This window comes from Terrilactibacillus tamarindi (assembly GCF_009718825.1).
GTDB lineage: Bacteria > Bacillota > Bacilli > Bacillales > Sporolactobacillaceae > Terrilactibacillus > Terrilactibacillus tamarindi.
In genome coordinates, this window is the sequence record NZ_WNHB01000014.1 from 17,380 (window position 1) to 37,177 (window position 19,798).

The 19,798-nt window shown below is 36.7% G+C and carries 19 protein-coding genes; all 19 read right to left on the reverse strand.

The genetic code is table 11. The annotated features are described in order from the left end of the window. Positions 1 to 204: 204 nt before the first annotated feature. Complete coding sequence (locus tag GMB86_RS09535) at positions 205 to 1,848, reverse strand: proline--tRNA ligase (protein ID WP_155219042.1); 1,644 nt, start codon at positions 1,846 to 1,848, stop codon at positions 205 to 207. Positions 1,849 to 2,045: 197 nt separating this feature from the next. Next, entirely contained in the window at positions 2,046 to 3,308 is a 1,263-nt protein-coding gene (gene rseP / locus GMB86_RS09540) for an RIP metalloprotease RseP (protein ID WP_329602856.1), read from the reverse strand. 39 nt (positions 3,309 to 3,347) lie between these two features. Beyond that, entirely contained in the window at positions 3,348 to 4,505 is a 1,158-nt protein-coding gene (locus tag GMB86_RS09545; RefSeq protein ID WP_155219044.1) for a 1-deoxy-D-xylulose-5-phosphate reductoisomerase, read from the reverse strand. A 51-nt stretch (positions 4,506 to 4,556) separates the two neighbouring features. Next, positions 4,557 to 5,348, reverse strand: a complete 792-nt coding sequence (locus GMB86_RS09550) for a phosphatidate cytidylyltransferase (protein ID WP_155219046.1) — start codon at positions 5,346 to 5,348, stop codon at positions 4,557 to 4,559. Between the two features lie 13 nt (positions 5,349 to 5,361). Beyond that, on the reverse strand, positions 5,362 to 6,138 hold the full coding sequence (locus tag GMB86_RS09555; RefSeq protein WP_155219047.1) for an isoprenyl transferase: 777 nt from the start codon (positions 6,136 to 6,138) through the stop codon (positions 5,362 to 5,364). A gap of 217 nt (positions 6,139 to 6,355) precedes the next feature. Further along, positions 6,356 to 6,913 carry a ribosome recycling factor gene (gene frr, locus GMB86_RS09560; RefSeq protein WP_155219049.1) on the reverse strand — a complete coding sequence of 186 codons (558 nt, stop codon included), beginning with the start codon at positions 6,911 to 6,913 and terminating at the stop codon, positions 6,356 to 6,358. A gap of 2 nt (positions 6,914 to 6,915) precedes the next feature. Further along, the gene (gene pyrH / locus GMB86_RS09565; RefSeq protein WP_155219051.1) at positions 6,916 to 7,641 is read right to left on the reverse strand and encodes a UMP kinase; all 726 of its coding nucleotides are present in this window, start codon (positions 7,639 to 7,641) and stop codon (positions 6,916 to 6,918) included. Positions 7,642 to 7,775: 134 nt separating this feature from the next. Then, positions 7,776 to 8,660 (reverse strand): translation elongation factor Ts, encoded by an 885-nt coding sequence (tsf, locus tag GMB86_RS09570; RefSeq protein WP_155219053.1) that lies wholly within the window; start codon positions 8,658 to 8,660, stop codon positions 7,776 to 7,778. A gap of 210 nt (positions 8,661 to 8,870) precedes the next feature. Then, on the reverse strand, positions 8,871 to 9,629 hold the full coding sequence (rpsB, locus tag GMB86_RS09575; protein WP_155219055.1) for a 30S ribosomal protein S2: 759 nt from the start codon (positions 9,627 to 9,629) through the stop codon (positions 8,871 to 8,873). Positions 9,630 to 9,774: 145 nt separating this feature from the next. Next, complete coding sequence (locus GMB86_RS09580) at positions 9,775 to 10,272, reverse strand: DUF6115 domain-containing protein (RefSeq protein ID WP_155219057.1); 498 nt, start codon at positions 10,270 to 10,272, stop codon at positions 9,775 to 9,777. An 82-nt stretch (positions 10,273 to 10,354) separates the two neighbouring features. Further along, positions 10,355 to 11,110 (reverse strand): FliA/WhiG family RNA polymerase sigma factor, encoded by a 756-nt coding sequence (locus GMB86_RS09585; protein WP_155219059.1) that lies wholly within the window; start codon positions 11,108 to 11,110, stop codon positions 10,355 to 10,357. Positions 11,111 to 11,147: 37 nt separating this feature from the next. Further along, positions 11,148 to 11,630, reverse strand: coding sequence for a chemotaxis protein CheD (locus GMB86_RS09590; protein ID WP_155219061.1), 483 nt, complete (start codon positions 11,628 to 11,630; stop codon positions 11,148 to 11,150). A gap of 3 nt (positions 11,631 to 11,633) precedes the next feature. Further along, a complete protein-coding gene (locus GMB86_RS09595) occupies positions 11,634 to 12,251 on the reverse strand; it encodes a chemotaxis protein CheC (protein WP_230459073.1) in 618 nt (205 codons plus the stop codon). Next, entirely contained in the window at positions 12,251 to 12,721 is a 471-nt protein-coding gene (locus GMB86_RS09600) for a chemotaxis protein CheW (RefSeq protein ID WP_155219065.1), read from the reverse strand. Before GMB86_RS09600 ends, GMB86_RS09595 begins: the two co-directional genes overlap by 1 nt. A 57-nt stretch (positions 12,722 to 12,778) precedes the next feature. Further along, on the reverse strand, positions 12,779 to 14,785 hold the full coding sequence (locus GMB86_RS09605; RefSeq protein ID WP_155219067.1) for a chemotaxis protein CheA: 2,007 nt from the start codon (positions 14,783 to 14,785) through the stop codon (positions 12,779 to 12,781). Between the two features lie 19 nt (positions 14,786 to 14,804). Then, on the reverse strand, positions 14,805 to 15,863 hold the full coding sequence (locus GMB86_RS09610) for a protein-glutamate methylesterase/protein-glutamine glutaminase (RefSeq protein ID WP_155219070.1): 1,059 nt from the start codon (positions 15,861 to 15,863) through the stop codon (positions 14,805 to 14,807). Next, a complete protein-coding gene (locus tag GMB86_RS09615) occupies positions 15,860 to 16,693 on the reverse strand; it encodes a P-loop NTPase family protein (RefSeq protein ID WP_155219072.1) in 834 nt (277 codons plus the stop codon). Before GMB86_RS09615 ends, GMB86_RS09610 begins: the two co-directional genes overlap by 4 nt. Further along, complete coding sequence (locus GMB86_RS09620) at positions 16,668 to 17,765, reverse strand: flagellar biosynthesis protein FlhF (protein ID WP_155219074.1); 1,098 nt, start codon at positions 17,763 to 17,765, stop codon at positions 16,668 to 16,670. The genes GMB86_RS09615 and GMB86_RS09620 overlap by 26 nt, the downstream gene beginning before the upstream one ends. Continuing rightward, positions 17,762 to 19,798 (reverse strand): flagellar biosynthesis protein FlhA, encoded by a 2,037-nt coding sequence (flhA, locus tag GMB86_RS09625; protein ID WP_155219076.1) that lies wholly within the window; start codon positions 19,796 to 19,798, stop codon positions 17,762 to 17,764. Before flhA ends, GMB86_RS09620 begins: the two co-directional genes overlap by 4 nt.

Sequence of the window (19,798 nt, forward strand, 5' to 3'; positions counted from 1 at the left end):
CTCCCCTTTCTTTCAAAATTTAAAGCAAGCTGAATGAAAAGAACGGCGCCTATTTCACTGGCACCGTTCAAATAGAAGAGATAAATAATCACCTGGACTGCCGATATTCCTCAATATGAGACGATTAACGAATCGACTTCTGGAAAGGTGCCAGCAAGGTGTCATTTCCACTTTATCCTTCTAAAAACAACAAAGGTATCAATATTACTTTTCTAGAGTTGAGTAAATAAATTGTTCAAGTGACTCAACTTGCAACTCAAGTTGCTCACCCGTTTGCCTAATCTTTACTTCTACAATACCTTCAGAAGCTTTTTTTCCTACTGTAATACGAATTGGGCAACCAATGAGATCACTATCTGCAAATTTAACTCCTGCTCTTTCTTGACGATCATCGATCAAAACATCCCAACCTTTGGCGCTTAGTTGTTCATGTAAAAGAGTGGCTAGCGATAATTGATCATTATTTTTCACATTGACAGGAATGACATGAATATGAAATGGTGCAAGAGCAACTGGCCAACATAATCCTCTATCATCATGATATTGTTCTACAACAGCAGATAAGGTTCTGGAAACACCAATCCCATAACATCCCATAATGATTGGCTTACTTTTTCCTTGCTCATCTAGAAATGAAGCACCCATTGATTTTGAATACACTTCACCAAGTTTAAATACTTGTCCAATTTCAATCCCACGAGCAAACTTAATTTTCCCTTTTTTATCAGGTGATAAATCCCCTTCTTTGATGACACGAAGATCAACACAAGGAACCTCCGGGAAATCACATTCTATATTTATATTAACATAAGTAGATTTATTTGAGGCATTGTAAAGATATCCATTGACGACATTTTTTACGCTTTGATCGCTTAGAAGTGTAACATCCTCAGGAAGTTGTTGAATGTCGTAATTTTCAACTTCATTATGTTCTAAAGTTTCAATTGTTCTTAACTTAAGAAAATTCTTTACTTTAACTTCATTAATTTCATCGTCATCGCATGCAAGCACGAGAATGTTCTGATCGTCTGATTTAAATCCAACCAGTTTGAGCTTCCGCTCAGGTTCTCCCTCAAAGTGATCCATCACTTGCATTGTATCAGGTGTTCCAGACTGCTTATTTTCTTGAAAAATAACCTCTGCCATTTCTAGATTCGCAGCATAGGATGATTCGTCTGAATAAGCAATGGTATCTTCTCCAATATCAGCTAGCGCTTGGAATTCATGTGTATCTTTACCACCTATAGCCCCAGAATCCGCAATAACAGCGCGATACTTTAAACCACAACGGTCGAAAATACGTATATATGCATCATAAATGTCTTTGTATGTTTGATCCAAATCTTCTTGACTAGCATGGAAGGAATAGGCATCTTTCATGATAAATTCTCTTCCTCTTAATAAACCAAAACGCGGTCTTTTCTCATCTCGGTATTTAGTTTGAATTTGGTAGAGGGTCATGGGTAATTTCTTATAAGAATTTAATTCATCACGTATTAAACTTGTAATCAATTCTTCGTGAGTCGCACCAAGTGCAAAGTCTCGCCCGTGCCGATCCTTCAATCTCATTAATTCTGGTCCGTAAACATTCCATCGTCCAGACTCATGCCATAATTCTGCTGGTTGAATAGCGGGCATTAAAAGTTCCTGAGCTCCAGTGTGATTCATTTCTTCACGTATAATGGTTTCTATTTTTTGTAGGACTTTATTTCCGAGTGGCAAATAAGAATAAATACCAGCAGCAATTTGTCTAATAAAACCTCCGCGAACTAAAAATTGGTGACTAGCTGATTCAGCATCAGCAGGTGTTTCTTTTAAAGTTGGGATAAATAGTTTACTTTGTTTCATCAAGAGCACCTCAATATATCATTTAGAATAACATAGCAAAATCGCTATGAAGATGTCATCGTTTACAAGCCAATTATAATTAATTTTGAACCCTGGTATATCATCTATTAAATAATGACACGTTTACTATCATGGCAGGATGGTTCAAAACACACCGTACAGAAGGTTCAACTATAAACCTTCTGTACGAACACTTTTTAGTGTAAAAACACTTTTTGAATGTCATTCCATGTGACAACGACCATAAGTAGCATTAATAAGGCAAATCCAATAAAGTGGACAATGGATTCCCTTTGTGGATCGATAGGCTTACCTCTTAACGCTTCGACAATAATGAATAGAAGTCGTCCGCCGTCAAGTGCAGGAAGTGGGAGCAAGTTAATAATACCTAAATTGATACTTAGGAATGCTGCCCAATTTAAGACAATGAGAAAACCTTGAGATACAAATTGGCCAGTCACATTATAAATACCTACAGGACCCGATAATTGATCTAACCCTACGGCACCTGTTACAAGCATTTTTAATCCAACTAATTCTTGTTTAATCCAGAAATAAGTTTGCGAGACTCCACCTTTTAAAGAAGCTACGAAAGAGTGTTTTGTTGGTGCGTAAACGCCTATGAAACCTTCTTGTTTACCTGATGGTCCTTTTCTAGCATTTGTTTTAACGTCAATCTTCTGTTGTTGATTATTTCGTTCTATAGTGAACGTTAATAGGCTATTCGGATGATGATTAACGTACGTCATAATGTCTTGCCAAGCGTTAATCGGTTGTTCATCAATTTGAATGACACGATCGCCCTGGTGTAAGCCTGCTTGGATAGCGGGATTATTTTCAACTAGTTGTCCGAGCTTAGGAGCATTCGAAGGGACCCCTTGTATGGAAAAATAAACAACAAAAATAACAAACGCCAATAAAAAGTTCATAAATGGACCCGCAAATATGGTTAAAAATCGAGCCGTTTTGGTTTTTGATGAGAACTGTCGATCCAGTGGAGCAATTTGAAAAGCTTGTTCATCGACAACATACTCAGCTTCTCGATCTAATGGGTACTCAATCAATTCCCCGTCCTCTGAGTCATATCCCTTAATGACTAAGTCTTTTTCCAAATCTGCTGTTTCAACGGTGACAAGTTTTGCATCGGGATATTTATCAAGATGATTAATAATTATTTTACTTACGTGTTGTTGATGGTTAAACAAGAGACCAATACGGTGGCCAGGTTTTATATCAATAATTTCTGGATCTTCACCCGCCATACGTACAAAGCCACCAATAGGGAGTAAACGCAATGTATATACCGTTTCTCCTTTTTTAATGGAGAATAGCTTTGGTCCGAAACCAATGGCATACTCTCTACATAAAATGCCTGATTTTTTGGCTACGATCAAATGTCCAAATTCATGGATAGCAATAAGGACACCAAAAATAATGACGACTGAAATAAACGTTTCCACGATCTAACCACCTTTGTTTGTCATTCACTTAATTCATCATTACACATGTGATTTTACCCAGTCATTAACCTGCTGTCTCGTTCTAATATCAATCTCTCTGATGTCTTCTAATGATGGGTTAGATACCATTTGATGTTCATTTAAAGCTCTTTCAACTAAGTCTTCTATTTGCAAAAAAGAAATACGCTTATTCAAGAAATGTTCAACAGCTTGTTCATTAGCTGCGTTCAATACCGCTGGTGCAGTTCCACCTAATTTACCCGCTTGATAAGCAAAATCTAAACATTTAAATCGTTTTGTGTCGACCTTTTCAAAATGAAGAGCTCCTAATTCCCATAAGTTTAACCTTTTTTCTTGTGGAAGTTCAAGTCTTTTAGGATAACTTAACGCATATTGGATCGGAACGTGCATACTTGGCAATCCCAGCTCGGCGATCACACTCTTATCATGATATTCGACTAGAGAATGAACAATACTTTCTTTATGTATAATTGTATCAATTTTCTCATAGGGGATATTAAAGAGCCAGTGTGCCTCAATTACTTCTAATCCCTTGTTCATTAGTGTTGCCGAATCAACGGTGATTTTTGCACCCATCGACCAATTTGGATGCTTAAGTGCATCTTCTACCGTTACATGTTTCAATTCATCTCGACTGCGCTCTCTGAAACTTCCACCTGATGCCGTTAAAATGAGGCGGGAAATCGCCTTGTTATCTTGTCCCTGCATCGATTGAAATATGGCTGAATGCTCACTATCAATGGGGAGAAGGGTCACTCCTTTTTCCTTTACTCTTTCCATCACCAAATGACCTGCTGTGACTAATGTTTCTTTATTGGCTAGACCAATGGTCTTACCCGCCTCAATAGCAGCAAGTGTTGGTTCAAGACCAATACTGCCTAATACAGCATTGATAAGCATATCTGCATCAGGATGAGTTGCGACTTCAACTAAACCTTCAATTCCTGATAAAATTTCCACAGAGGAAGGAACCAGAGATCTTAGTCTTTCTTTTATATGATCATTTTTTACCGAAACAAGCTTTGGACGATATTGACGAATATATGGGAGCGCCCTCTCAATATTTTCGCCAAAAGAAAGAGCAACGACAGAAAATTCTTCTGGATGGGTTCCTATAACATCAAATGTTTGAGTACCTATTGAACCAGTTGCTCCTAAAATACTAAGTCGTTTCATTCTATCCTTCCTCTCTATAAAGCTTGTGTTAAAAAACTTTTGTCAAACCAACTAACCTAAAAAATGAAAAACATATAAAATAGGTAAGACAAAAAGGAGACTATCGAATCTATCGAATATACCGCCGTGACCTGGTAAAATTTTACCGGAATCTTTAATATCGTAATGTCTTTTTATGGCGGATTCTGCCAGATCACCCAATTGGCCAAATATGGATACAATAAGTGTTATGAACAGAAGACCACCGAATGAGTGAATCGTTTGAGATGGTACCAGCATATAAAGGATCATGGCAACAATTAGTGCAACGACAACAGCCCCTATAGAGCCCTCAATTGTTTTATTCGGGCTAATGTGCGAGGCAAGTTTTCTTTTGCCAATCGCTCGTCCAACAAAATAAGCCCCACTATCCGTTACCCACATAATAATTTGAATGAACAAAACTAGCCATAACTCATGAAAACGAGCTGTTGTAAGAAGTGAGAAACTAAAACCTATGTAAAAAGCGGATAAGAAAAGATAGGCAATATCATCAAATGTTATTCTGTTTTTCGTAAAAACAATACTTGCAAAGAGGAAAATTAATAGAATAACAAGCATCTTAAGAGCCGATACACTGACAATATAATTGTCCCATAAAGGTTTTAATACTAGGCTTGCGACAAAAATAAAGCCAACGATAGAATGAAATTCAGTCGATTTTACTCCCTTCATCGCTAATAACTCATAAAAGGCGATCACGGCAAACGCAGTGACCAAAATAGAAAAAGGTACTGGATGAATGAATAAGCATCCAAGATAGACGATACCAAAAATGATGGCCGTCATAATACGTTGTTTCAAAATCGTAACCTCCCTAGCTCGTTACTCCGCCATATCGTCTTTTGCGGCTACTAAAATGCTTGACGGCTTCATGTAAGTCGCTAACTGAAAAGTCGGGCCACAATTTATCTGTAAACCAAAATTCTGTATAAGCGATTTGCCAAAGCATAAAATTACTTATTCGGAGTTCACCACTTGTGCGAATGAGCAAATCTGGATCTGGCAGTGATTTACTTAGCAAGTAATTAGAAATCATGTCTTCGTTGATCGTTTCTTTATCGAGAATTCCTTTCTCTATATCATGAATAAGAGATTTTACAGCACATGTAATTTCATGTCGACTACCATAATTAAGAGCAAAATTTAGAATCATGCCTGTATTTTTCTCGGTTTTTTCTTTAGCCTGAGTAACAGCACGAAGTGTATGAGAAGGTATTTTATCCAGATCCCCCATCACTTGTACTTGAACATTTTTTTCAATGAGTTCAACAAGATAACTTGATAAAAATTGTTCTGGTAACTTCATTAAAAATTCAACTTCATCTTTAGGTCTTTTCCAATTTTCCGTCGAGAAAGCATAAAGAGTAAGGACTTTTATCCCCATTCTACTTGCTTCACGGACAATTTTTTTGACCGTTTTCATTCCTTCACGATGTCCTGCTATTCGTGGTAATCCTCTTTTGTTGGCCCATCTACCATTTCCATCCATAATGATTGCAACATGAGTAGGAACATTGAGGTCCTGAGTCGTCAAATTTTCATGACGATGTGTTTTTGTTTTGCCCCTTTTTAAGGAAAACCTTTCTAGCATACAACTTCCTCCAGAGTCTGTCTAATATTAAAACATACCTTTCGTTAATTAACCGTTATATTTGTCAATAGACTCGATATTATGTAATAGTGCCATATCTTAGTGTATAGAATTTTCATCGTTTAGTAAAGAACGTACCTATGTAAAATAGATTGCTATTATGTATATCCCCCAACAAGATATTAAAAAGCCCCCTTTACATAGAGGGCATTTTAACTTAAACTTCCATAATTTCTTTTTCTTTTTCACTCACAGTTTCATCAATCTTTGAGATATAGTTATCTGTAAGTTTTTGTATTTGGTCCGTTAAATCACGTTGATCGTCTTCAGTTAACTCATTATTTTTCACTGATTTTTTCAAGTTGTCGTTCGCATCCCGACGAATATTCCGAATAGCTACTTTGCTTTCTTCAGATGTTTTTTTAATGATTTTAACGAGTTCCGTGCGTCGTTCTTCGGTCAATGCAGGAATGGCAATTCGTATAACATCACCATCATTTGTCGGTGAAATGCCTAAATCAGATTTAAGAATGGCTTTTTCCATTTCCCCGATTGCTGTTTTATCATAGGGTTGAATGAGCAAAAGTCTAGCTTCCGGTGCTGTAATACTTGCCAACTGATTTAGAGGGGTTTGTGCCCCGTAGTATTCAACTGTTATTTTGTTTAAAATGCTAGGATTAGCTCTCCCAGCACGTATGGTAGATAGTTCACGTTTAAGAGCAGCTAAAGCTTTATCCATCCGATCTTTAGTATCGTTAATTACTTCATTTGCCATTTTCATTTCCCCCTTACGACAGTTCCAATTTCTTCACCTAACACAACTCGTTTAATGTTTCCAATTTCAGTGATTGAAAAAACAACAAGCGGTATATCATTATCCATACATAGAGAAGAGGCTGTAGAATCCATGACAGCAAGCCCTTCGTTTAGAACATCTAAATATGAAATACGATCATATTTAACTGCGGCCTCATCCACTTTTGGATCAGCAGAATAAACACCATCAACATTGTTTTTAGCCATTAATATCACTTCAGCCTCAATTTCCGCGGCTCTGAGTGCTGCTGTAGTGTCAGTTGAAAAATAAGGATTACCCGTTCCAGCCGCAAAGATAACGACACGTTTCTTTTCTAAATGTCTAATTGCACGCCTGCGAATGTAAGGTTCTGCAACCTGTCTCATTTCAATAGAAGATTGAACACGAGTTCCAACTCCCAGACTTTCCAAGCTATCTTGGAGGGCAAGGGCATTCATAACTGTGGCAAGCATTCCCATATAGTCAGCTGTCGCACGATCCATTCCCATTTCGCTACCTGTTTTGCCGCGCCAAATGTTCCCTGCACCAACCACAACGGCAACTTCAACATTTAGATCCGCAATTTCTTTAATTTGTTCAGAAATGGATAAAATAATTTTTGGGTCAATACCAAAACCTACATCACCAGCTAATGCTTCACCACTTAATTTAAGTATTACCCGTTTATATTTTGCTTCATTTGACATGTATGAATACCCCTTCCTATCTACTCTCTATTTTAAAAATGGGGCACGTATCCGCGCCCCTATTTGAGATGATGTTCAAAGCCGCTCTGTAGCAAAAGTTATTGAACATTCTTTATGTCATTATTATATCTGGCTTATTTTTTCATTTGGGCTTGAACTTCTTCAGCAAAGTTTTCTTGACGTTTTTCTAAACCTTCGCCTACTTCATATCGAACAAAGCCTTCAGCCGTTGCATTATTATTTGCTAAGTATTTGCTTACAGTAACATCTGGATCTTTAACAAAGTTTTGATCAACAAGGCATATTTCTTGGAAGAATTTCTTCATACGACCTTCAACCATTTTTTCAACGATTTTTTCAGGTTTACCTTCATTTAATGCTTGTTGTTTAAGAACTTCTTTTTCGTGAGCAGCTTCTTCTTGAGATACTTGATCTTTAGAGAGATAACGAGGGTTTACAGCAGCAACGTGCATTGCAACATCTTTAGCAACACTATCATTTCCACCTTTAATCTTCGTTAAGACAGCGATTCGGCCACCCATATGTAGGTACGCACCAAAGTTTTCATCTTCAGCTTTATCAATGACAGTAAAGCGACGTAAAGAAATTTTTTCACCAATTTTTGCAATCGCAGTATTAATGAATTCTTCTACCTTTTGGTCTGAGCCTTCTAAGTTCTGAGAAAGAGCTTCTTCAACAGTTGAAGGACTATTTTTCAATAAATGCTCAGCTAATGTATTGATTAATTGAATAAATTGGTCGTTTTTTGCAACAAAGTCTGTTTCAGAGTTAACTTCGAGAATGACTGCTTTATTACCTTCAACTTTAACTTGAGCTAAACCTTCTGCAGCCACACGGTCTGCTTTTTTCGCTGCTTTAGCCATTCCTTTTTCTCTTAACAAATCAACAGCTTTGTCAATATCACCATCAGTTTCAGTTAAAGCTTTTTTGCAGTCCATCATCCCTGCACCTGTAATTTCACGAAGTTCTTTAACTTGTTTTGCACTTATTGCCGCCATATGACATCCTCCTTTATGTGATTAACATGCATACATTGATATACAGAAAACATATAAATTAATAATGAACGTGTACTGATATTTTAACCAGTCTCTTAATCAAAAATTATGTTGTTTTCAATCATTTATTTCGTTACATCATTAATTCTCTTCTTTTTGCAAAAAAAGTGATAAGGGTCACACCCCTTATCACCCCTTGAAATCTAGTCTTTATTCAGCTTCTACTGGTTCTTGGACTTGTTCTTTTTCTTGAACATTTTCAGGAGCACTAGCAACGTCTAGTTCTTCACCTTGATTAGCTTCAAGAACGGCGTCAGCTACTTTACCAGTTAACAGTTTTACGGCACGAATGGCATCGTCATTACCAGGAATGATAACATCCACTTCGTCTGGATCACAGTTCGTGTCAACGATAGCAACAATCGGTATATTTAATTTGCGTGCTTCTGCAATCGCAATTCTTTCTTTGCGTGGGTCGATAACAAACAACGCTTGAGGAAGAGTTACCATGTCTTTGATTCCGCCTAAGAATTTTTCAAGACGTGCTAATTCTTTTTTAAGACCAACAACTTCTTTTTTAGGAAGGACATCAAAAGTACCATCTTCGGCCATTTTTTCAATTTGTTTTAATCTTGTAATACGTTTTCTAATCGTTTCAAAGTTCGTTAATGTACCACCTAACCAACGTTGATTAATGTAATACATACCAGAACGTTCTGCTTCAGTTTTAACAGATTCTTGTGCTTGTTTTTTAGTTCCTACAAAAAGAACTTTTCCGCCGTCAGCTGCAATGTTTCTAACAAACTGATAAGCTTCTTCTACCTTTTTAACCGTTTTTTGAAGGTCAATAATGTAGATACCGTTTCTTTCTGTAAAAATGTAAGGTTTCATTTTTGGGTTCCAACGACGTGTTTGGTGACCAAAATGAACACCAGATTCTAAAAGCTGTTTCATTGAGATAACTGCCATAATGTTTTTTCCTCCTAATGGTTTTATTCCGCCGCTCAAATCATTTCTAATACATGACTGATCTTCAGCACCAATGCATAGATTATTGAGCGTGTGTGATTGACACCGTTGTTTAATATAACATAAACATGTGGCTAATACAAGTTTATAGCGTCTTTTTTTCATTAATTTTTAATAAGAGGGCAATTTCCCCTTCACCACGTCCCAAAGCTTTTGCAATTTCCGTTATTGATTGCCCTTTTTGCTTTAAATGAAGTGCCTTCGCTAATAAGGATGACTCATGTCTTTCTTCGTTAGTTGATTTAATTGGTGGAATCCAATCTGTCACTGCATCATAGGTCACTTGTTGCTTACTCTTATTCATCACATTGTCTTTACCATCAATGGCTTTGCCTTGTTTTTCATGATTTGTTGGTTCATTTGATTGTATTACTTCGTGTTTCTTTGATTTATTTAGTTCTTGGATAAATCGATCATTCTCTTGCTCCATATCTGTCAAATAGGCCGTCATCGTTTCTTCAATTTCTCTTTTTAACTCTTCAGGATGCTGTTGTTCTAAATGCTTCAACCTCTGTACAAGATGAATAATAAGATAAAAAGCTAATAAATGTAATATTAAGCTGAAGATAATCCATAATATCATGATGTTTACTTCTCCTTAATTCTGGTTTGTATGATATTCGTTTTAATTATTTATACGGTTAAGGTAAAGTGAGCACGAAACATCAAGGTGTTAAATAGTGACGGAGCTTATAAATCGCTTTACTATGAATTTGTGAAATACGTGATGTCGACAATTCCAAAATATGACCTATTTCGGTCAGAGTGAGTTCCTCATAATAAAATAATGTAATGACCAGCTGCTCTTTTTCATTAAGTCTTTTAATGTCTTCGCTCAGCATTTTATATTTCTCATTTTTTAAAATAACATGATCAGGTGTTGGAACGGACTTATCTTCAACGTAAACGACGGGATATTCACCTTTATCATTTTCATATTCTTCATCTAATGAAATGAGATTGGCAAACATATCTTCTGAAACGACTTTTGCCACATCATCGGTGGACATATCACAAGCACGTGCAACTTCCTCTAAAGTTACAGATCGCAAATATTTCTGTTCTAACATTTCTGTAGTAGCTTCAATTTTTTTGTTTTTTTCCCTTAATGAACGAGGCATCCAGTCTTCTTTTCTTAACCCATCTATAATGGATCCTCGTATACGAAATGAAGCATATGTATCAAATTTTAAATCACGAGTTGTATCAAATTTTTCTAATGCATCATAGAGGCCAAACAGACCATGACTCACCAATTCATCTCTACTTACCGAATTCGGTAAACCTAATATAATTCGCTGAACATGATAATGAACCAATGGCAAGTAAATTTTTAAGAGGTTATCAGCAGCCTCTGGATCACGATGATCTATCCACCGTTTCCAATATTGCTTTTCTTGATCCATTATGGATATCACCATATTCCTCACCTCTTAACCCTTCATTTACAAAGTATAATTATATCTGTTTCTCATCGCGATTTACGGTACGAATCGATAGGATAGATGAATGAGTATAAAACTCAATCGTTCTCCCGCTATGACCACCAACATCTTCTGCAATAATAGGGATATCAAATCGATGTAACTGTTCTTTGATGGCTTGAATATTTCTTTGACCTATAGATCCCATCATAGTCAGTCGAGAACTATTAAACATCTCTGCTCCACCCGCCATTTTTGACCGTAGGCGGGTTAATGGAATGTCATAAGAGCAGATTAACCTAACAAGTTCAGGGATAGCCGTGTCTGCAAATTTTCCTAACAAAAAATGGCTTCCTGGCTTAGCAATTTTCGATTCTGGCAGCATAATATGAGCCATCCCAGCGATCGTTCTATCGATATCATAAATAATGGCCCCTACACATGAACCAAGACCAATGGTTCTAAGGGATTGTTCTTTATTTGCGAGTTTAATTTCTGACAGTCCGACAAGAATCATAATTTACTCTCCCCCTAAAGCCAATTTAAATATGAGGTCCATTGAGTCAGGCGTAGGAAGGAAAACAAACTCACCATTCATTTGATGATGGTTGGTTTTGTCAACAAGGACTGTCTCAATCACAATAACGGAATCCGTTTCCATCGATAATTCGATTAATCCTTCACCCAAGATGGCTGCAGCTATATCTATTGATAATATAGGGGGTGATTGATGAATGGTTATGTTTAGAAATTGGGATAAAGCGGATATATATGAACCACATAAAATATTACCAATTTCACAAAAAGCCGATTCCCCTAATCCGCCATCATAAATGGTCGTATTCGGAATCATGTTAGAAACAAGCATTTCGGCATGTTCTTCCTTAAATAACATAAAGAAATGGCCATGAATATCACAATCGATGTAAGTGTAAGTAGCGGCAACATTGTTATCTCTATTCGGTCCATTGACTTCTGAAATAGGAACCACTTGTGCAGAAGGAATTTTTAAATCTATACGTTTATTTAATAATGTCGATAAAGCTGTTGCGGCATGTGCTGCGCCAATATTACCTATTTCTTTTAAGATATCGAGACGAAGATCCTCTGAGAAGGATGACTTGTTAGGACTCATCATTATGCCTCAATTTTCTTTAAATCATTAACTTCATTTGTGGTTAAGACTTGTTTTAAATTAAGTAAAACAAGCAATTTATCCTCTTCATACCTTGCAATACCATCAATATACGCTGCCTCAAGTCCTCCTACTATATCTGGCGCATCTTCAATTTGAGATGGACTTAAATCCACGACATGATGAGCAGAATCGACAAAAAGTCCAACCATTATGTCATCCATCTCAACGATAATAATTCTCTCTTCTGTCGTTTCAAGTGATTCTGCCATATTGAATCGCTTATGCATATCAATGACAGGTATCATTAAGCCGCGCATTGTCATAATGCCTTTTACGTAGGCTTGAACATGCGGAACTCGTGTAATTGCCTGAGGTCGTTCAATGGAAACAACATGATCAATGGATACTCCATACGTTTCTTCATTTAATTCAAAAAGAATGACTTTTTTATTTTGATATAATTGGCTCATCTTTCTTTCCCCCTTATTTGTCAGTAATGTGTGATTAACTCCCTGTAACCGAAAAGCTTATGCAATGGCTTCACAATCTAAAATTAAAGCAACACGACCATCTCCAAGAATGGTAGCACCTGATATTCCTTCAACATTCTTTAAATAATTCCCAAGTGATTTAATGACAATATCTTGGTGGCCTAATAGCTCATCAACAGCAAAAGCAAGGTAATTGTTTGACTGTTTTACAATAATCACAGCTTGTTTAGATGCTTCTGAGTCTGAATGTGGAACTTGTAAAAAGTTTCTTAAATCTATGAAAGGAACAACTGCATCTCGATAAATAAGGACCTCTTTTTTATTGACTGTTTTTAACTCAATTTGTCGTAATAACATCGTTTCGACAATACTAGAAATAGGAACGGCATAGGTTTCTTCCCCTAATTTGATGAGCATGGCATTAATGATTGATAGTGTTAGAGGTAATTTCACTGTAAACCTGGACCCTTTTCCTAACGTCGATTCAACGCTAACTGTGCCTCCAATTTTTCTTATGTTGCTTTGAACGACATCCAATCCGACGCCTCGACCAGAAATATCCGAAATTTTTTCTGCCGTACTAAATCCAGAAGCAAACATTAAGTGAAACACGTCTTGATCCGATAACTTAGAAGATGCTTCTAGGGTGATCAACCCATTTTCAATCGCTTTTGCCGTGATTTTCTGTCGATCAATTCCGGCCCCATCATCTTCTATTTCAATCATGACATGATTACCACTGTGAAAGGCTCGGAGTTGAACCGTTCCAGTTTCACTTTTTCCGTTTTCTTTTCGAACTTCTGGAAGCTCAATTCCATGATCTAATGAATTACGAAGTAAATGAACAAGTGGATCTCCTAGTTCATCAACAATTGATCGATCAACTTCTGTATCAGCGCCTGTAATGACTAACTCAATTTTTTTATTTAACTCTTTTGAGAGATTTCGAACCATCCTTGGGAAACGATTAAAGACGGTTTCAACAGGTACCATTCTTAAATTTAAGATTGTTTCTTGAAGTTGATTGGAGACTCGGTGTATTTTTTCCACTTGTGATTTTAAATGGTGATCCCCAACTTCATTTGAAATTTGTTCAAGCCGACCACGATCAATAATTAATTCTTCAAATAGATTTAATAAATGATCCAATCGATCAAGATTAACTCGTATGGTCTTATTTACTTGAACCGGGGCCGTACTTTTAGGTTTATTCGTCTCTTTTTTCTCTGTTTGATGATGGCTCTCTATTATATTTTCTTGTGCTTTTATCTGAGTAATTTCATCAATTTCAACTTGATCAATTTCCGAAACAGTTAAAATATCGTGCTTTATTTTATCAGGCGATTCACCTGTAATAAAAATGAAGGAAAAGGTCAAATCAAACTCTGCTTTTTCTATTTTTTCTGAGTCAGGTATTGTTTTTATGACATCTCCTTGTCCTTCAATAGCTTGAAAAACCATGACTGCTCTAGCTGCTTTTAACATACAATCATCCGTTAAGTTGACCTTTATAAAATAAGCAGACAGCCCTACGTCTTTTGCCTTTGAGACTATTTCCCACTCGGTCTCGTTTAAAGCACCATGCTCGTTATTTTTTGACTTCGATTCAACGGCTCCATTTTTTGATTTAGACGCAGATTGTTCACTATCATTGGAGATGGCTTCGCCTTTTTCCAATGCTTGCAGTTTTCTTACGATATCTGAAACATCTCTTTTATCAGATTGTCCCTGGATAATTTGGTCCAACATCGCTTCTAAATGATCAATTGATTCAAAAAGCGCATCTATCATATCAGGTGTCACGTCAATCTGTTTGTGTCGTAAAGCATCAAGAACATTCTCCATTTTGTGGGTCAAATTGGCCATATCTTCAAAACCCATGGAAGCGGACATTCCTTTTATCGTATGGGCAGAACGAAATATCTCATTGACAACACTTAAATCATTTGGATCATTCTCTAAAGCAAGCATTTTGTCATTCAAGTTTTGTAAATGTTCTCTTCCTTCGTCAATGAATAAAACGAGATATTGATTGGTATCCATGAAATCATTCCCTTATAGATTAATAGACTTGATTAATGATGGAAGATGCAACACGATAGATCGGCAAGACTTCATCAACCTCTACCGTTTCAATTAACATCTTAGGCATCCCAAAAACAACAGCTGTTTCTCTACTTTCGGCAATCGTATAACAGCTTGTTCTTTTTTTTAACTGTTTTGTACCTTCTGCCCCATCTTTCCCCATTCCTGTCAAGATTGCTATGATAAATTGATCGTGATTTAGGGGACACAACGATTGAAGTAGAAGATCAAACGCTGGCTTTACACCGTGCAAAGGCGGGGTATCTATCAAGTCAATTCTTAGGTATTTCCCGTCTTCTTTTATGGTCATGTGGTAACCTCCTGGTGCAATATACACATGTCCATTTTGAATGATTTCTCCTTGCACTGCTTCACTCACGTTACATAATGACGTTTCATTTAATCGTTCTGCTAATGACTTAGTAAATTTACTAGGCATATGCTGGACGACGAGTACCGGTGCCTGAAGGTCTTTAGGAAACCGCGTGATCACTTCGTATAAAGCTTTTGGGCCACCAGTTGATGCACCAATGCAAATGATTTTACGTAATGGATCACGCCTCTTTGTGTCATCATCAGCTTGCCTTTTTCGTTCTTCATGTTTATTATCGGCAAGATTTCCATTTATTCGAAGGTCCATTTCCCTACATCGCTTAATTTTTTCAATTAATTCTTCCTTAACAACTTCAATATCAAGTGAGATTTGACCAGAAGGTTTTGCGATAAAATCAACGGCTCCCCTCCTGACGGCTTCTAACGTCACATCAGCACCTTTTTGAGTCGCAAAAGATACCATTAAAGTAGGAGTAGGACATTGTGCCATTATTTTTGTTAAAACATCTAATCCGTTTTCTTCATATAATTCAACATCGAGTGTAATGACATGAGGCTTCAGCTCTAATGTTTTTTTCAGGGCTGCTTCTCCATTTCTTGCCACAGCAACCACTTCGATATCTGGATCACTATTTATCATATCTTGAAGCATTCTTCTCATAAACGCGGAATCATCAACAACCAAAACGGTGATTTTTTTCATGATTGATCAATTCTTACCGTTTGTAAGCTGTTTTCGATACGATCAAAAAACTTGGTGTTTTTCTGGCCATCTAATTGACTTATATAATGCAAATATTTTCGTGCACAGATTCTTGAAAATATCGTTTGCAGAGAAAAAGGATGACTTACGGTATCCGTATTATCAGAATCAGATGGAAAGATGCTAATCCATTTAAAGGCATTTTTTAAATAATGATCTGAAACCTTGATCAGTCTCTCTCCAATTTTCACCGCTTCGCCAAGTGTTTTTTCCTGTATTAGGACACAAGCAAACTCTAAGTCTTGATACATCAGTCTGAATTTTTTAAGCATGGTATATGTCGAAAGAACGGCTTGTTTCGTTCCCTTTGACAAAAACAGCAGTATATCAAATACAGATCCAAACCTTTCGAAGTCATTGACATTTTCAAAATCGAATAGAATCATATCAAATTCACCGTTTAATTCATTGAAGCTCATTTGTAACTCTTTCAAATAGTCACGATTTCCCCCTAGTTTATCAATCAACAGTGAGCCACTCCTCAGATATGAAACATGACGATGCTGCACCAAGGCTTTCTTAATTGGCTGTTTTCTGTTTAATGTTTCTGCAATACTTATAGATTGTGGAACGCCTGTCCATGGCTGTACGTCATTTCCTAGATAGATAACCAAGACTCTCTTGCCAAATTCACCTAAAGTTTGTGATAAATTTAAGCAAAATTGCGATTGTGCTGAATTTCGAGAATGTCCTGAAATAGCAAGATAGTTTGGAACAGATGGATGATGATTTTCCATGCGTCGTCTAAGACTCTCTGCTTGATCTATCACGGTCAATCCCTCCTAAAAATTCATCCACTAGTTGACTTGGATTTGCTTGAATTAGATCATCTGGAACATTTTGACCATTCGTTATATAGGCAGATGGAACGTTTTTATAGTGAATAAGCAAACTTATCATAGCTCCATAAGTCAACGTCTCGTCCATTTTTGTGAAAATAAAAGCATGAATGGGAACTGATGAAAAACGCTGGACAATTTGCTTCATATCAACATATTTTGCCGTAGCAGATAGGACAAGATAATTAGTCATATGTTGATTAAATTGAATTAAACCTTTTAATTCTTTCACATACGTTTCATTAAGATAGTTCCGACCTGCAGTATCAATAAAAACACGATCATACGATTCCAATTGTTTTTTTACATTATTAAAATCTTGACGATTATAAATAACAAATAAAGGAATATTGAGAATCCTAGCATAGGTTTTTAATTGATCAATGGCTGAAATTCGAAATGTATCGGTCGTCATAAAAGCCACAGACTTATCTTCATCTAAAACCGAATGACCTGCTAGTTTAGCAAGTGTCGTTGTTTTTCCAACTCCTGTTGGTCCAACCACTGTGATCATATGTGAAGATGGCGTTGGCTGATTGAACTGATGACGAGTCAGAAGCTTAACCAAATGTTTTTTTACAACATTTAATAAATCATGATACATCATTGATTCATCACTGAGATACCAGTTTTTAATCATTTCTTGGGTGCAAACATCAACATGCTCTATTTCTAACCCTTGATCAATCAAACTTGTTTTTATTCTTTCGATTGGATGCGGTAATTCCATACTCAAGGGTCCTACTTTTTGAGGGATGATCGTTCTCTTCAAATCTGGTATCTCTTTTTCCTGTCCCGACAAGTCTGGACGGACTCTTTTTTCAGGAAAAGGTTCCGGATCCATTGCTGCGAGTACCTCAATATATTCCGTTTTTAATAAATTAAAAAACCGAGCTTTTTTTACCTTTTTTGTATTTAAGATCACTGCATCAGATCCAAGCTCTTTCTTAACCTTGTCCATCGCCTGAGACATGGTTGGTGCCACTATTTTTTTTATCTTCATGCTGCATTCACTACCCCAATACTTTGAACTTCCACATAAGATTCCAATTCATTATAAGAAAGAACGGCCACATTTGGAAAATACCTTTCGATAAGTTGTCTGATATATCGTCTAATCGCCGGTGAACAAAGAATGACAGGTTCATTGTCGGCATCTACCCATTGTTCTACGTAACTTGAAACTTCTTTCAAAAATTGCCCTGAATCTTCTGTCCCTAAAGCCAAATAATTCCCGTGTTCGGTTGTCTGTACCGCACTTGCAATCCGGTGTTCCATATCTGGGCTTACCGTAATGACTTTTAATGTTTTCTCTTCATTTGTGTATTTATCCGTAATCTGCCTTGACAAGGCTTGTCTTACATATTCAGTCAATAAATCCGGGTCTTTTGTTAATGCCCCATAATCAGCCAGCACTTCAAAAATAACAGGAAGATTTCGAATCGATAATTTTTCTTTTAGTAAATTGACAAGGATCTTTTGGATATCGCCTAAACTTAATAACTCAGGCGAGACTTCATCTACAAGAGTCGCATTCTTTTCTCTTAAATGATCAATTAATTGTTTTACTTCTTGACGGCCTAACAATTCATGCAAATGTTGTTTTAATACTTCTGTTAAATGAGTAGAAACAACAGATGGTGGATCAACAACTGTATAACCCGAAAGTTCCGCCTTTTCTTTCATTTGTTCTGATATCCACAAAGCGGGCAGGCCAAAAGCAGGTTCAGTTGTTTGAATTCCTTGAATAGCTGGATCATCAATTCCTGGACTCATGGCAAGATAATGATCGTATAGTAATTCTCCGTTCGCCACTTCACTGCCTTTTATTTTAATTCGATATTGATTTGGCTCCAATTGTATATTGTCTCGTATCCGGACAATCGGAAGGACAACGCCCATTTCTATAGCAAGTTGCCTTCTTATCATGACAATCCGATCCAAAAGGTCACCACCTTGACTACTATCTGCTAGAGGAACAAGGGCGTATCCAAATTCAAATTCAATGGGATCTACTTGAATTAAATCAATGACACTTTCTTGACTTTTAAACGTGTCTTCTAAAGCTTGCTCTTCCGCCATTTCATCTAATTCAGTTTGTTTACTTCCATTTTGCCTTAACAAGTAACCCCCTATAATTAATAAAGCAGCAATAGGCAGAGTCAAAACAAAACCAATTGGCGTTAAACCAAGAATTAAGATAACAAAACCCGCAACCATCAACATAACAGGATAGGCTAACAGTTGAGTCCGAATATCTTGACCGATGTTACTATCATCTGAAGCGGCTCTTGTTACAACAATTCCTGTAGCTGTAGAAATAAGCAGTGCGGGAATTTGACTTACAATGCCATCCCCGACTGTTAAAAGGGAAAATGTTTGTGAAGCTTCTGATAAGCTTAATCCCTGTTGAACCATGCCAATAATAATACCGACTGTAAGGTTAAGGGCGACGATAATGATACTTGCGATGGCATCACCTTTTACAAATTTACTTGCACCGTCCATAGCTCCATAAAAGTCAGCTTCTCGTTCAATTTTTTCACGGCGGGTTTTTGCTTGTAATTCATTTATTAATCCTGCATTTAAATCAGCATCAATACTCATTTGTTTACCAGGCATCGCATCTAAAGTAAATCTAGCAGCAACCTCCGATACACGTTCAGCACCTTTGGTAATAACAATAAATTGAATAATGATGAGAATAAGAAAAATGACCAAACCAACAATAATATTACCGCCAACGACAAATTGCCCAAAAGTCGAAATAACTTTCCCAGCTTCACCTTCACCAAGGATAAGACGCGTCGTTGAAATATTTAGACCTAATCGAAACAAAGTCAAAATCAAGAGTAATGAAGGAAAAACAGAAAATTGTAAAGGCTCATTCATATTCATAGAAACAAGCAATACAAGGAGTGCAATCGTAATATTAATAATGATAAGAAAGCTTAAAATAAAAGAAGGGAGTGGAATAATCAGCATCATGACAATTAAAATAACGCCAAAAACCACAATTAAATCTCGTAATTTCAT

Coding starts and splice junctions, on each gene's coding strand:
- GMB86_RS09535 (WP_155219042.1), bottom strand. CDS start 1,848: ATGAAACAAAGTAAACTATTTATCCCAACTTTAAAAGAAACACCTGCT.
- GMB86_RS09545 (WP_155219044.1), bottom strand. CDS start 4,505: ATGAAACGACTTAGTATTTTAGGAGCAACTGGTTCAATAGGTACTCAA.
- GMB86_RS09555 (WP_155219047.1), bottom strand. CDS start 6,138: ATGCTAGAAAGGTTTTCCTTAAAAAGGGGCAAAACAAAAACACATCGT.
- frr (WP_155219049.1), bottom strand. CDS start 6,913: ATGGCAAATGAAGTAATTAACGATACTAAAGATCGGATGGATAAAGCT.
- pyrH (WP_155219051.1), bottom strand. CDS start 7,641: ATGTCAAATGAAGCAAAATATAAACGGGTAATACTTAAATTAAGTGGT.
- tsf (WP_155219053.1), bottom strand. CDS start 8,660: ATGGCGGCAATAAGTGCAAAACAAGTTAAAGAACTTCGTGAAATTACA.
- rpsB (WP_155219055.1), bottom strand. CDS start 9,629: ATGGCAGTTATCTCAATGAAACAGCTTTTAGAATCTGGTGTTCATTTT.
- GMB86_RS09580 (WP_155219057.1), bottom strand. CDS start 10,272: ATGATATTATGGATTATCTTCAGCTTAATATTACATTTATTAGCTTTT.
- GMB86_RS09585 (WP_155219059.1), bottom strand. CDS start 11,110: ATGGTGATATCCATAATGGATCAAGAAAAGCAATATTGGAAACGGTGG.
- GMB86_RS09590 (WP_155219061.1), bottom strand. CDS start 11,630: ATGATTCTTGTCGGACTGTCAGAAATTAAACTCGCAAATAAAGAACAA.
- GMB86_RS09595 (WP_230459073.1), bottom strand. CDS start 12,251: ATGATGAGTCCTAACAAGTCATCCTTCTCAGAGGATCTTCGTCTCGAT.
- GMB86_RS09600 (WP_155219065.1), bottom strand. CDS start 12,721: ATGAGCCAATTATATCAAAATAAAAAAGTCATTCTTTTTGAATTAAAT.
- GMB86_RS09605 (WP_155219067.1), bottom strand. CDS start 14,785: ATGGATACCAATCAATATCTCGTTTTATTCATTGACGAAGGAAGAGAA.
- GMB86_RS09610 (WP_155219070.1), bottom strand. CDS start 15,863: ATGAAAAAAATCACCGTTTTGGTTGTTGATGATTCCGCGTTTATGAGA.
- GMB86_RS09620 (WP_155219074.1), bottom strand. CDS start 17,765: ATGAAGATAAAAAAAATAGTGGCACCAACCATGTCTCAGGCGATGGAC.
- flhA (WP_155219076.1), bottom strand. CDS start 19,798: ATGAAATTACGAGATTTAATTGTGGTTTTTGGCGTTATTTTAATTGTC.